We start from the raw sequence: 12,815 nt of genomic DNA on the forward strand, positions 1-12,815 counted from the left end.
AGAACGACGAAAAAACTAAGCCACTTGTGGCGTCTCGTACCAATCACGACCTGGGGTCGCGAAGCGCATTTTTTCGCGGATGTGAGCCGCGTTTTCGGGACTGGTCAATTGCTCCAGTAACCGAAAAGCCACTTCTGTCGCGGTGCCCGGTCCGCTTGACGTGATGATCTGACCGTCGACCACGATCGGCCGATCGACAAAGACAGCGCCGGATTCAACCAACTGGTTTTTACGTTTACCGCCCACCTGGTGGTAAGTCGTTGCGTTCCGGCCACGCAGCACGCCGGCCGCGCCAAGGCACACTGACGACACACAGACACTCGCCACCGGTTTCCCGGCTTCGACAAAGTGACGGATAGTGGCCAGAAAGTGTTCGCTCAATGCTTCTTCGTAGAAGCCCGCCGGTTCAAAACCGCCTGGCAACGCCAGGGCATCAAAGGTGCTCACGTCCAGTTCATCCAATAAAAAGCTGGGATTGAGCGTGAGTCCGAACGTTGTCACGATGGTTCTGCGAAGCCCGGCGTTGACCAGTTCCAGCGGGTAGTCACCGAGTAAATCGGCCCAGCCGAGCACGTCGGTAAAGGCCGCCATTTCCAGAGGCTCAACACCATTGGCAAGTAACATGAGCACGCGTTTCATCAGGCATTGGCCTCGGCTGTGTGGGGTTGAAATCAACGAGAGCGGGTAAACGCATGCTCCGCCTTAACCGCAATCGAGAGAATGACCAAAAAATACAATCCACTGTTTCGCTTACTGAAACGTTCAATGGCGCAATCGTCGAGTGTTTTCAAAGCGCATCCGGGCGCATGGCCGGATGCTCACGCAAGCCCTCGACCATGTAGTCGACAAAACTGCGTACCCGCATCGAGACTTTGAGCCGTTCCCGGTAAACCACATGCACGGGCAGCGCCGGCAGCTCATAAGATTGCAAAACCCGGCGCAATTGCCCGCTGCTCAGATGGTCGTAAACGGGATAGCTTGGACAGCGAGTCAGACCGGCCCCGTGAGACGCGGCGTCGATAGCCGCCTGGACCGTGGCGCAACTGACCCGTGAACGCGCCTTGATGTTATTGGGCTCCCCCTGGTGCTGGAAATCCCACTGGACCTTGTCCCGATAACCCTGGATCGCTACCAATCGATGCTGCTTGAGGTCCTCGGGCACGACAGGTTCACCGTGAGCGGCCAGGTAAGCGGGACTGGCGCAGACGATCGAGCGAACGTGGCCCACCGGTCGGGCGATCAATGATGAATTGGGCAAATGGCCCACCAACACGGCCACATCCAGTCCCTCTTCATTCATGTTCGGAAAACGGTCGTGGTAATCGGCGAAGACTTTGACTTCGGGATACTCCTCCATGTAACTCCCCAACATCGGCGTCATGACATAGCGACTAAACAGAAGTGGCATCAGCACTGTCAGGTTGCCCTGCGCTTGAACATGCAAGCCTTTGGCCGAAGCTTCGGCCAAATCGATTTCCTTGAGAATCCGCGAACAGTCCGCCATGAATGCAGCGCCGGCCTCTGTCAGCAACACCCCTCGGGTGCTTCGCTGTAACAACGGGACACCGAGGCGTGCTTCCAGTCGAGCGATGGCCCGTACAACCGTCGGCCCCGAGACATCGAGACGACGAGCGGCCGCCGCGAGGCTCGGACGCTCGGAGAGCGCTTCAAACATGAGCATTTCGTGGTAGCGATCCATCAAGTCGCGCCCTTGATCACGGGTTTCAGCGCTGCGTCACTGACCAGCCGTTCGGCCAGGAAGTCCACGAAGGTTCGAACCTTTGCCGGCACCCGGTTACTCTTCAGGTACACCACCTGAATCGGCAACGCGGGTGGCTCAAAGTCCTGTAGAACGACCTCCAGTTCGCCAGCCGCCACTTGGCTGGCGACCTGGTAAGACAGCACCCGCGTGATGCCCCATCCCAGGCAGGCAATGTTGATAGCGGCCTGATTCGCCGTGACGACTAAACGCGGGTTAAAGCGAAAGCTCAATGCGTTGCCGTCATGGACGAACTGCCAATCGCTCAACAGATGACTGGCCGAAGACATGACGATGTTGGCCGAGCTTAACTCGCCGGGATGCCGTGGCCTGCCGTAACGCTCGAAATACCCGGGGGAGCCGCAGATCACCTGCCTCACCTCACCCACCTTGATGGCTTGCTGATTGCTTTCGTGCAGATGGCCGATGCGTATAGCCACATCGATACCTTCGTCAACCATGCTGACAACACGGTCAACCAACAACGCGTTGAGATGCACGGAAGGAAACAGATCCAGGTACTCGGCCAGAAGGGGCGCAATGAACAACTCGCCAAACAGTACAGACGCCGTCACCGTCAGATGGCCGCAGGGTATGGAGTAGCTACCGGCGGCAGCCTCCTCCGCCTCATCTACCTCACTTAATATCCGGCGACAATCCTCCAGATAGCGTTGGCCCGCTTCGGTCAGATGCAGGCTACGCGTGGTTCGCGACAACAGTTGCGTGCCGATTCGTTCCTCCATCGCGGCGATGGCACGTGTGACGCTGGGGGGTGAAATATTCAGACGACGGGCGGCGGCGGCAAACCCCTCCTCCTCGGATACCGCCATAAAAATCTGCATTTCTTGAAAGCGATCCATTGGCGACCCTATCTTGATGAAAGGACAGCGATATATCTGAGCGCAAATGCGTACAAAGACAATTTTTCAGTATTGTCGGCTGCGACGACTTTCGCCTTAATTTCTCGAGAAGATTGCTGCAGCATGTGAAAGGAAAAACGCGCGAACAACAAAAGGGGAGCTTGGCGGAAGGTATCCCGACAAGCTCCCGCCAGTTGAAATCAAGCTTGTTGCAAGCCCTTCGCAGTACGTTGCATGCCCACAAAGTTTGGCAAGGCTTCGATGCTGCTCAGCCAGGCACGGACATGCGGGTAGTCAGTCAAGGCGACATTGCCTTCCGGAGCATGGGAAACATAGGTGTAGGCGGCAACATCCGCGACGGTCGGTTGATCGCCGGCCAGGAACTTGCTGCTACCCAGTTCTTGCTCCATGACCTTGAGCAAATTGTGAGACTTGCTGATGGCCTCTTCAGCGTCATATCCGGCACCGAACACGGTGATCAGTCGAGCGGTCGCGGGCCCGGAATTGATTTGACCAGCGGCTACCGACAGCCAGCGTTGCACGTTTGCCTGAGCGACAGGATCACTCGGCAGCCACTGGCCGTTGCCGTATTTGGCGGCGAGATATACCAGAATCGAATTCGAATCAGCCAGAACAGTACCGTTATCGTCGATTACCGGCACTTGGCCGAAGCTATTGAGGGCCAGAAACTCAGGGGTTTTATGTGCGCCTTTCATCAAATCGACGAACACCAGTTCGGTCGGCAGGCCAAGCAGGGACAGCATCAATTCGACCCGATGGGCGTGGCCGGACAGAGGGTGGCGATAAAGTTTGATCGCTTGCTGGGACATGACGTACTCCGAATATTATTTGGGTTCGACCCGGTGATCGCGTCGATGGAGCTATCTTCGCCTCCCCTCACAAACAGCGGAATGACCAGTAATTACAATCCAGCATTTCACCGAGCGTAATGATCTATGTCCCGGGATTAACCTCAACCGTGCCTAGCATTAATTTCATGAAGGCGACTGACGCAGCGCTGTGGTAGTTGTTTTTGCGCCGCAGTACCGAAGCGCCCCGTTGAGGACCATTGCCAGTTAGCGCAAGTTTGCGCAACGCGCGGTCCTGGGTCGCTATGGGTTCCGGAAGGATGGTGGCGACCGCTGTGTGTCGAATCACCTCCAGCAAGGTGTTTACCGAGTTGACCTCAATAACCACTTTTGGAGTGATCTTCGCCTTGGCGAAGTAATCATCAATGCAGATTCGAGTGACAAAGTCTTGGGTCAAGAACGCAAACTCCAGCTGAGCCACCTGTTCCGCACCCAACGGCGCTCGGCATTCGTATAACGGGTGTTCGCGCCCAACCATCAGCCCTAGCGTTTCGACGAAGGCAGGGATTGATTCAATGTCGGCATTTTTCACCTGATCAAACGCAATGGCGATATCCAGCGCGTCGTCCGCCAGGCCTGTCTCAATCTCATCCATCGACAGTTCAAAGATTTCCAGGTGGATATTCGGGTAGTGCGCGGTGTAATCGCGTATCAGCGGCCCGACCAGATACGCCATGAATGTAGGTGTCATCGCCAGGCGCAGGGTGCCGCGAGACAAGTCCTTCACATCGTGCAATGCCCGCTTACCCGCTGCCAATTCCACCAGCACCCTGCGTGCGCACTCGATGTAGGCCACCCCCGCATCGGTCGGCTTCACCGTCCGCGAGGTTCGGTCGAATAGCGTGACGCCCAGCGTTTCTTCCAGTTGCCGGATCTGTTGCGACAGGGTCGGCTGGGAAACATGCAGCGCCTCAGCGGCGCGGGTAAAACCGCCGTGATCCGCAACGGCCAGCAAATACCGCAAATGTCGTAGCAGCATGAGAACTTCCTCTATAGGCATTGCTGATGCGATGCATTGTAGATCGATCCTGGAGGCTATCGGTCAATCCGCAGGCTGGCGCCTTCCAACCCGATTTATTCACGTGGTGCAGGATTCTTTCATCCGGTGAAATACCGCATTGTCACGGTTAGCCGTTCCGATCAATCGTCGATGTGTCGAGTATTCGCAGAAGCGCGTGATCGCGCGCTGACTTGAACCTCTTCGCAGAGCGGCTCTGCATGACGCTGGAGTATTGGCAATGTCCTTTTTCAAATACCTTTCGATGTTGGCATTGCCATTGATGTTGGGCTTCGGCCACGCTCAAGCGCAAACGCCAAAAATGATGTATCGCCAAGTCATGGTCGATGGCGTGAACGTCGCCTATCGGGAAATGGGCGACGTCAACGCACCGGCAGTGTTGTTACTGCATGGTGTGCCCAGCTCTTCACGCATGTACGACGGACTGATGCGGCAATTAGGTGATCGCTTTCACTTGATCGCACCGGACTATCCCGGTTTCGGCAATAGCGACGCGCCCTCGCCGGATCATTTCGTCTACACGTTTGATCATCTCGCAACGTTAATCGAACACTTCACCGATACCGTCGGGCTCAAGAAGTACAGCCTGTTCATGCAGGATTACGGCGCACCTGTCGGTATGCGATTGGCGATGGCCAGACCGCAGGCAGTGACTTCCATGGTGTTCCAGAATGGCAACGTCTACGCCGACGGTCTGGGCAAGATGTGGGAAAGCCGCAAAGCCTATTGGGCCGACAGGAACGCGTACGAGGCCAAGTTCCAGGCTGCCCATCTTTCTCTGGATGTGACACGCCAGCGGCATATTGGCAGCGACCCGGACGTCACCGCTTACAACCCCGATCTGTGGCAAGACGAAGTGGCGTTTCTCAATCGTCCGGGTGAAGGCGAGATTCAGATGGCCTTGATTTTCGACTATCGTACGAACCTGGAGGCCTATCCGACCTGGCAGACATGGTTGCGCGAGCATCACCTGCCGACACTGGTGATCTGGGGCAAGCATGACCTGGCGTTTACGGTTGCTGGGGCCGAAGCGTTCAGGCGGGACCTGCCCGACGCACAGATCGCTATCCTCGAAGGCGGACATTTTGTGATGGACACAAGGCTCGATGTTGTGGCCGCCCTCACCCGTCAATTTCTGATCAAGCAATAACGAAAACGCACGCCCCGGCAATGCCGGCGCGTGCGTTCGGTAGTGCTCAGGACTTAGCGTTTGACCGACAAATCAACCTGGGTCATGCGGCTGCGGATGGTGAAAACGCCGTCGCCCGAGAGAATCGCGCTGCGGGCAAACAGGCGGCCGCTCTCCCAGTTCGAAAGCCCCAGTTCCGGCTTGTTCAGCGCGTACTGGCCGTCGACCCAGCGGGTGATTCCATTGCCGACAAAAGGCGCGTTGACCGCGTTGTAGAAACGCTCATGCGCCTCGGCATCTTCGCTGATCAGCGATACGGTAAATTGCGGGCTGTAGCGATTGAACAGGTCGATGGCGCTGTCCAGGTCGTCGACGATTTTCAGGCTGACTTCCGGGGTTTCTTCCCATTCCCACTCACGGCCCAACTGGTCTTCCGGCAACGGTTCGGCCTGCGCTTCGGCCACGTAGCCTTCAGCCCGGCAAACATCGACGGTGCCGTGGCGCCAGTCGTAAGGCAGGTACGTCTCGCTGCCCTCGACGATGTGCAACTTGCAGCCCTCGTCCCGCGCAGCACCCGCCTGTTTCAAGGCCTGCAGAAACAGCGGAACCAATTCGGCGGCGCGGTCGCGGTGGATCAGGCAGACGTTCAGCGTGTTGCAGACTTTGCGGTCGAGGGAATTGCGCACGACGGCGGCAAAGCGCGTGGCGTCGGCGTCCTTGTCGGCGATCAGCCAGGCGCCGCCGGTGCCGTGCAGGCTGACGGCGGTGCCCGCCTGTTGGGCGATGCTGCCCAGTTGGCTGACTGCACGCCCCGAACCACGGGCCACCGCCAGCGACAGGCGCCGGTCGGCGAACATTGCCCAGCCGGCGGCGTGATTGACACTTTCCACCAGCGACACCGCGCCCACCGGCAATCCGGCGTCGTTCAATGCCGGGTTCAATGCGTGGGTGACGATGGCTTGTGCGGTGCCCAAGGCATCGCTGCCAATGCGCAGCACGGCGGTGTTGCCGGTACGCAACACGCCTGCGGCGTCGGCGAAGACATTCGGCCGGCCTTCGAAGACGAAGGCGACAATGCCCAGGGGCGACACCACCTGCTCGACTTTCCAGCCGTCATGCTCGACACAGCTGATCACTTTGCCACGGGTAGCTGCCGCATCACGCCAGGCCCTGAGGCCGGCGACCATGTCGCGGCGCATGCGTTCGTCGGCGAGCAATCGGGTAGTCGAGCGTCCTCGCGACTTGGCCCACTCGATATCGGCCAGGTTGGCCGTCTCGATCAGGTCCCAGCAGTCCTGGTCTTCCAGGCGTTGGGCAAAGAGGTCGAAAAACTCGCTGATCGCCTGATCGGATACGGCGGACATCGCCGCAAACGCCGCTTCCGCGCGCTCGATCGCGACCGCCGCGGCTTTCTGGTCAGCGACCGGAATCAGCAATAGCTCGCCACTGACCTGCTCCACCAGCAGGTGGTCCCCGGGCTGAAAGCGCAAGGCCAGTTCGGGGCTGACCACAGTGACGCGGTTACCAGCGAAAGGGATTTGCGTGCCAGCGACTAGACGTTCGAGCGCAGAGGACATGAAGCGGTTTCACCATGCAATGGACGGCCGGAAAATGTATCGCAAATTTCCAGTAGGAGCGAGCTTGCTCGCGAAGGACGTCAACGATAACGCGTGCTGCCTGAATAAACGCGTTGCCGGGGCGTTTTTCGTCGCAACGCCGCCGGGAGCAAGCTAGCTGCTACAGGATTGCAGTGTGTTCAAAAACATTCAGACATTAGGTATCAGAGTGTGTACAGCGCCACCCTTGACACACCCCACCCATAAATCCCCGCACCCGCGACACATCGCAGATACACCCGATTGATGAAATGTGCCTGTCGATTGGCTCAGCCGATCAAAGCGCTCAACTCACTCAATGCAACGGAGTACCACCATGTTCAAGCTCTCGACTTCCTCCCTGACCCTCGGCCTGATCATCGCTGGCGGCCTGGCCCTGTCCAGCGTCGCATCGGCCTCCGAGTCCGAAGCGTTCAGCATGAAGCAACTGGCCCACGGCTACAGCCAGGTTCAAGCCGACACCGCAGAAAAACCGGCCGAAGGCAAATGTGGCGAAGGCAAGTGCGGCGCCAGCGAGTAAACCCTGCGAGGGGCCGCCAGGCCCCGCATTCCTGACTGAACGGAGAGCACTTTCATGAACAATACGATCTCGTCGGCCGTGAAGGGCCTGCACCTGAACATCGACCGCGCCGGCAACTGGCTCGCCCCCCTGACCTTGCGTCTGTTCATCGCCTGGGAGTTTTTCGAGTCAGGTCTGGAAAAATGGAACGGCGAAAACTGGTTCGCCGACATCCAGGACCGCTTTCCGTTTCCCTTCGACCAAGTGCCAGCCACGCTGAACTGGGAACTGTCGATGTGGGCCGAACTGATTTGCGCCCTGGCGATACTGGTCGGTCTGGGCACGCGGATTTCGGCAATCGTGTTGATCGTGGTGACCATCGTGGCGACTGCTGCCGTTCACTGGCCGACCGATTGGTCTACAGTGAGTGAGCTTGCACAAGGTTATTCCATCAGCAACAAGGGCCACGGCAACTTCAAGCTGCCGTTGATCTACCTCGCCGCCCTGATGCCGCTGCTGCTCGCGGGTGCCGGCAAGCTCAGTCTCGATACGTTGCTGGCCCGATTCTTCTGGCGTCGTAATAAACGTTGAAACGTAAGCGTTCGGCAGCGCACTGGCCTCGGTGTTCGGCTACCATCTGTTTCCCGACTCATTTCACTTGCGAAGACAGGAGCCACCATGAGCGTGACCACCCAATGGATCGAGATCGACAGTGCCGAAGGCAAATTCGGCGCTTACCTGGCGATCCCGCACACCCAGAAAGGCCCGGGGATCGTGTTGATCCAGGAAATCTTCGGTGTAAATGAACACATCCGCTCCGTCGCCGAGCAATACGCTGCCGACGGTTACCTGGTAATCGCACCCGATTTGTTCTGGCGCAGCGGCCACCGCATCGAACTGACCTACGACGAAGCCGGCTGGAAACGCGCGGTCGAGCTGATGAACGCCACCGACGTCGGCAAGGCGCAGAAGGACATCGAACTGGCCATCGACGCCCTGAAAGCTCAACCGGGTCTGAATGGCGGCGTTGCATCCATCGGCTACTGCTTCGGCGGCCTGCTCTCGTACCACACCGCCGCCAACGGGCTGGTGGATGTGGCCATCGCCTACTACGGCGGCGGCATCCAGAATCAACTCGACCGGGCCGATGAGATTGAAGTGCCGTTGCTGATGCACTTCGGTGAAGCGGACAGCCACATCCCCCTGGAAGCCGTAGAGCAAATCGCCGAGCGGTTCGACACCAACGATAACGTTGAAATAGTCGTGTACCCGGAAGCCGAACATGGTTTCAACTGCTCGCATCGTGAAAGCTACAACCAGCGCGCAGCGGCTGAGGCCCATGGCAATACGTTGATCTTCCTGGGTATGGAACTCTAAAACCCAAGCGTTTTCTGCAGGAACGCAGCGTGCCGGCGATGGCTATCCCACGGACGCCATCGCCAGCAGCGTGTCAAACGGGCGAGTGTCGGACGCCGTCCTCTGCACGCCGAAACCGGCAATCTGATAACAGCCCTTAGTGTCTGGACATCAATCCATGCATCACGCCGAAGCGCAAACCCGGCTCCGAAGGAGTCATGTGCGAAACGCCGAAGACCTTGAACGCGGCCAGCATCAACACCAGGCCGCCGGGCAGGATGCTCTGGCGATGGCTTTGCAAACCCGCCAGCCTCAGCTGTTGGACGTGGCCCACTTCCAGCAGGCGCAGCGACAGGCGTAGCAAACCGCTGTAAGTAATGCCGCTGTGGCCTACGTCGTTCAAACCGTTGGCCTTGAGCACTTTGGCCAGCATCCGCGCGGTGCCGGAAGAGCCGATGACTTGCTGCCAGCCCAACGCGCGATAGCGCCGCGCCACGCCTTCAAACTGCAGGATGGCCACACGCTCGCCTTCCAGCAGCGCCGACGCCGTGATGCGGCCATCCTGAAAGTAACGCGCACCGAAATTGCCGCTGCCGATGGCAATGCTCTCGGTCAACAGCGGTTGCGCGCCCTGCCCCAGGATCAATTCCGTGGAGCCGCCACCGATGTCGATGACCAGCCGTTTGCGCTGGGTGCCGGGCACCGTATGAGCTACGCCGGCGTAGACCAGCCGCGCTTCTTCATGCCCGGAGATCACATCAATGCGAAACCCCAGATGACGTTCGGCGCTGGCCAGGAACAACTGGGCGTTGTCGGCCTCGCGAACTGCGCTGGTGGCCACCGCCCGCACGCGACCGGGCTCGAAGCCACGGAGTTTTTTGCCGAAGCGCGCGAGCGCCTGCCATCCCCGGTCCAGCGCCATTTCGTCCAGCGCGCCGCCCTGAAAACCCTCCGCCAACCGCACCGGTTCACGCAGGGTTTTCACTTCCTGAATCACCAGTTGCTGGTTGCGCTTGACCGACTGGCCGATCATCAAGCGAAACGCGTTGGAGCCCAGGTCGATGGCCGCAAACAGGGAGGCGTCGCCTTTCATTGTGGTTTTCCTTGCACATTCATCCGTCAGCTGACGCCGGCCTGCTGAACGCTCAAGACGGTTTGCAAGGATCTTGGCACGAGCTCGATGACAGGCCGATGACAGGCCGATCACATCCCGATAACACCCGCTATTTGGCGTCCCCACCCTTGGGTTTATAAAAGAGGAACATCTCGGTCTCGGTGGTCTTGATGTATTTTTTCGCCCAGTCGGGTTTCACCCCGCGGTCATGGAAATACATCGCGCCGTTGGTGCGGTCGTTGAGTTGTTTGTTAAGTGCCTTGCGCGCGATCTCCTTGGCGATCGCGTATTGCGTTTCTTCCTGGACCTGATCGGAACGGCCGTCACACCACCAGGAAAACTGGCAGTTCTTGCTTTCCGAGCCCTGCTTGACCACGCCGCACACCGTGTCCGGAAAACCTTCATGACCCAGGCGATTCATCACCACACTGGCGACGGCTTCCATGTCAGCGGACGATTTGCCTTTGGCTTCCCAGTAGATCGAGCGCGCCAGGCAGGTGATCGCATCGTCCAGCGGCGCCACGCCGGCCGGATCGACCGCCTGCACTTCAGAGGTGGTGATCGCTTCGGCTTTGGGCACCGGCACATCGGCACCCTTCTCTGCCGCTTTCTGTTCCAGCACCTGAGCCTTGTTTTCGGCCGTTTCCTTTTTCTGATCCTGTTCAGTCGCCGATACCTGGCCGCTGAGTAACGTGATTGCACAGCAGAATGCTAGACAAATAAATCGCATGATCGACCCTTCTGAGTGGACTGGATTCAGGCAACAAAATATCGACGCCTAGTACATCTGGCGGGCGACATGGCTTGATTGTAGTAGCCCATTTTCATTCCGACAGACGGCCAAACACCTGTATTTCGGCGCGAAAAGGCATTGCGCGCAGAGGGGGGAAATCGCGCATCATGGGCGCAGTCCGAACAAGGGAGATTTCCATGCGTGTCCTGTCATCCGTTTTGCGTTTTGCCACGTTGTCATTGGGCGTTTTGTTCGCCGCCAAAGCGCTGGCAGTCGATGAGAAACAACTGATCGACTCGATCAACGACTACCGCAGCCAGGTCCAGCGTTGCGCGGGCGAAGTCTCGTCGGAGCTGCCGCCACTGGCGGGTGATCCACGCCTGGCGCTGTCCGCCACCAGCATCGGCAACCTGCAACAGGCCATGGTCGCGGCGAATTACCCAATGAAGAATGTGCAGGCGATCAGCCTGTCCGGACCGCGTGATGCGGCGTCGGCGATGAAAGCGATTCAGGAAAGTTTTTGCCAGATCGTGCTCGACCCGCAATTCGTCGATATCGGCGTGAGCCGCGACGAGCGTGCCTGGCGCATCGTGTTGGCGCGCCCGCTGTTGAGCGCACGCTTGGGCGACTGGCAGGCAGAAGGCCAGAAGTTGCTGGCCGAGCTCAACACCGCCCGCGGCCGGGCGCGTCAGTGCGGCACACAAACCTTCGCCGCCGCCGCACCGCTGACCTGGAACGCGATACTGGGGACAGCGGCCGAGGAACACTCGCGGTCAATGGCCAACAACAATTACTTCGACCACAAGGACCGTGACGGCCGCACGCCGGGTGACCGGGCGGAACTCGCGGGTTACAGCGCCCAGTTGATCGGCGAAAACATCGCCGCCGGCCAAGACACCGTGCGCAAAGTGGTCGACGGCTGGGTCGCCAGCCCCGGTCACTGCGCCAACCTGATGAACCCGCAGTTCCAGGAGTTGGGCGCGGCGTACGCGGTGGACCCGAAAAGCGACTCAGGTATTTACTGGACGGTGATGTTCGGTACCCCCTGAACCACCCTCCCTTTGTAGCCGCTGGCGAAGCCTGCGTTCGAACGCGGCCCGAGCCAAACGCAGGCTTCGCCAGCTGCTCCATATAAGAGATCAGTTGCTGGCGACCTGCGCCACACTGCCCGACGTCACCAGTACTTTCAGCGAGGCATCGAACTGTTTCAGCGCGCTCACTTGCAGCGCGGTTTGCTCGTCGATCTGCGCGGCAATCTCCGGCGCAGCCTTGCCATGCACCCACACCGACGGCATTTGCTGTGCGCGTGAGCCTTCGGCCTGACCAATGTATTGCAGGTTCGCGTCGTAGAATTTCGCCATGAACCGCGCTTCCACCTGATTATTGCGCTTGGACACCAGACGGCTGTAAGTGTCGAGCATCACCACCACGTCGGGATGCGCCTGCACCAGCGCGTCGAGGTTGTCGTAGACGGTCACCGAGGCAAATTCTTTCTGCAACGAGCCCATTAGCCAGTTGATCGCCAGTTTCGGGTCGGAGCTGTTGACGAAGGCGCTGCTGATGCGTGAATCCATCGCCGGGTTCTTCGCGCCGTTCAGCGCTACGGTGTGGTACTGCTCAAGGTATTCGAGGGTGTTGACGGTGTTTTCGCTGTAGAGCACACCCACCGATTGGGCATGCTGCAGGTTGGCGGCGCTGTCGGCGACTGGCGCAAAGTGGCAGGACTGTTCAGCGGCGTAGGCTGGCGCAGTGACGGCAACGCTGGCGGTCAGCACGGCGACCAGGGCGAGCAAGGCAGGGATTCTCATCGCGCAGGTTCCTTCGGAAGCGAATTCGGTATGTAGCCATCCTCCTCCGATGCC

General features: G+C 59.0%; 14 protein-coding genes. 5 read left to right on the forward strand and 9 right to left on the reverse strand.

The features are described from left to right. Positions 1-15 precede the first annotated feature (15 nt). The 5 genes from ACYZT4_RS08605 to cynR all read right to left on the reverse strand — a co-directional run bounded on the left by ACYZT4_RS08605 (position 16) and on the right by cynR (position 4,467). Positions 16-639, reverse strand: coding sequence for a DJ-1/PfpI family protein (locus ACYZT4_RS08605; protein WP_461986941.1), 624 nt, complete (start codon positions 637-639; stop codon positions 16-18). 148 nt (positions 640-787) lie between these two features. Then, positions 788-1,699, reverse strand: a complete 912-nt coding sequence (locus ACYZT4_RS08610) for a LysR family transcriptional regulator (RefSeq protein WP_461986943.1) — start codon at positions 1,697-1,699, stop codon at positions 788-790. Next, a complete protein-coding gene (locus ACYZT4_RS08615) occupies positions 1,699-2,619 on the reverse strand; it encodes a LysR family transcriptional regulator (RefSeq protein WP_461986945.1) in 921 nt (306 codons plus the stop codon). Before ACYZT4_RS08615 ends, ACYZT4_RS08610 begins: the two co-directional genes overlap by 1 nt. Positions 2,620-2,819: 200 nt before the next feature. Then, positions 2,820-3,449 (reverse strand): glutathione S-transferase family protein, encoded by a 630-nt coding sequence (locus tag ACYZT4_RS08620; RefSeq protein WP_461986946.1) that lies wholly within the window; start codon positions 3,447-3,449, stop codon positions 2,820-2,822. Between the two features lie 124 nt (positions 3,450-3,573). Next, a complete protein-coding gene (cynR, locus tag ACYZT4_RS08625) occupies positions 3,574-4,467 on the reverse strand; it encodes a transcriptional regulator CynR (RefSeq protein WP_461988605.1) in 894 nt (297 codons plus the stop codon). Positions 4,468-4,726: 259 nt separating this feature from the next. On the opposite strand from cynR, the gene ACYZT4_RS08630 reads away from it, so the two are divergent. Continuing rightward, complete coding sequence (locus ACYZT4_RS08630; protein ID WP_461986948.1) at positions 4,727-5,656, forward strand: alpha/beta fold hydrolase; 930 nt, start codon at positions 4,727-4,729, stop codon at positions 5,654-5,656. A gap of 53 nt (positions 5,657-5,709) precedes the next feature. On the opposite strand, the gene ACYZT4_RS08635 is transcribed toward ACYZT4_RS08630, so the two are convergent. Further along, the gene (locus ACYZT4_RS08635) at positions 5,710-7,212 is read right to left on the reverse strand and encodes an aldehyde dehydrogenase family protein (protein WP_461986950.1); all 1,503 of its coding nucleotides are present in this window, start codon (positions 7,210-7,212) and stop codon (positions 5,710-5,712) included. A gap of 355 nt (positions 7,213-7,567) precedes the next feature. Between ACYZT4_RS08635 and ACYZT4_RS08640 the strand changes: the two genes are divergently transcribed. The 3 genes from ACYZT4_RS08640 to ACYZT4_RS08650 all read left to right on the forward strand — a co-directional run bounded on the left by ACYZT4_RS08640 (position 7,568) and on the right by ACYZT4_RS08650 (position 9,127). Continuing rightward, entirely contained in the window at positions 7,568-7,771 is a 204-nt protein-coding gene (locus tag ACYZT4_RS08640) for an HvfA family oxazolone/thioamide-modified RiPP metallophore (RefSeq protein ID WP_461986952.1), read from the forward strand. Positions 7,772-7,825: 54 nt separating this feature from the next. Continuing rightward, positions 7,826-8,341, forward strand: a complete 516-nt coding sequence (locus ACYZT4_RS08645) for an HvfX family Cu-binding RiPP maturation protein (protein WP_461986954.1) — start codon at positions 7,826-7,828, stop codon at positions 8,339-8,341. 87 nt (positions 8,342-8,428) lie between these two features. Then, positions 8,429-9,127, forward strand: coding sequence for a dienelactone hydrolase family protein (locus tag ACYZT4_RS08650; protein WP_461986955.1), 699 nt, complete (start codon positions 8,429-8,431; stop codon positions 9,125-9,127). Positions 9,128-9,263: 136 nt separating this feature from the next. Here the strand turns inward: ACYZT4_RS08650 and ACYZT4_RS08655 are convergent, their stop codons facing one another. Both ACYZT4_RS08655 and ACYZT4_RS08660 read right to left on the reverse strand, forming a co-directional pair. Beyond that, positions 9,264-10,199, reverse strand: a complete 936-nt coding sequence (locus ACYZT4_RS08655) for a Ppx/GppA phosphatase family protein (protein ID WP_461986957.1) — start codon at positions 10,197-10,199, stop codon at positions 9,264-9,266. A gap of 130 nt (positions 10,200-10,329) precedes the next feature. Then, complete coding sequence (locus ACYZT4_RS08660) at positions 10,330-10,950, reverse strand: cell wall hydrolase (protein WP_461986958.1); 621 nt, start codon at positions 10,948-10,950, stop codon at positions 10,330-10,332. Positions 10,951-11,150: 200 nt separating this feature from the next. Here ACYZT4_RS08660 and ACYZT4_RS08665 point away from each other — a divergent pair, with 200 nt between their 5' ends. Further along, positions 11,151-12,002 carry a CAP domain-containing protein gene (locus tag ACYZT4_RS08665; RefSeq protein ID WP_461986960.1) on the forward strand — a complete coding sequence of 284 codons (852 nt, stop codon included), beginning with the start codon at positions 11,151-11,153 and terminating at the stop codon, positions 12,000-12,002. Between the two features lie 90 nt (positions 12,003-12,092). Here the strand turns inward: ACYZT4_RS08665 and ACYZT4_RS08670 are convergent, their stop codons facing one another. Next, a complete protein-coding gene (locus tag ACYZT4_RS08670) occupies positions 12,093-12,761 on the reverse strand; it encodes an ATPase (protein ID WP_461986962.1) in 669 nt (222 codons plus the stop codon). Between the last annotated feature and the right edge of the window lie 54 nt (positions 12,762-12,815).

It is taken from the genome of Pseudomonas sp. GB2N2 (genome assembly GCF_054897705.1).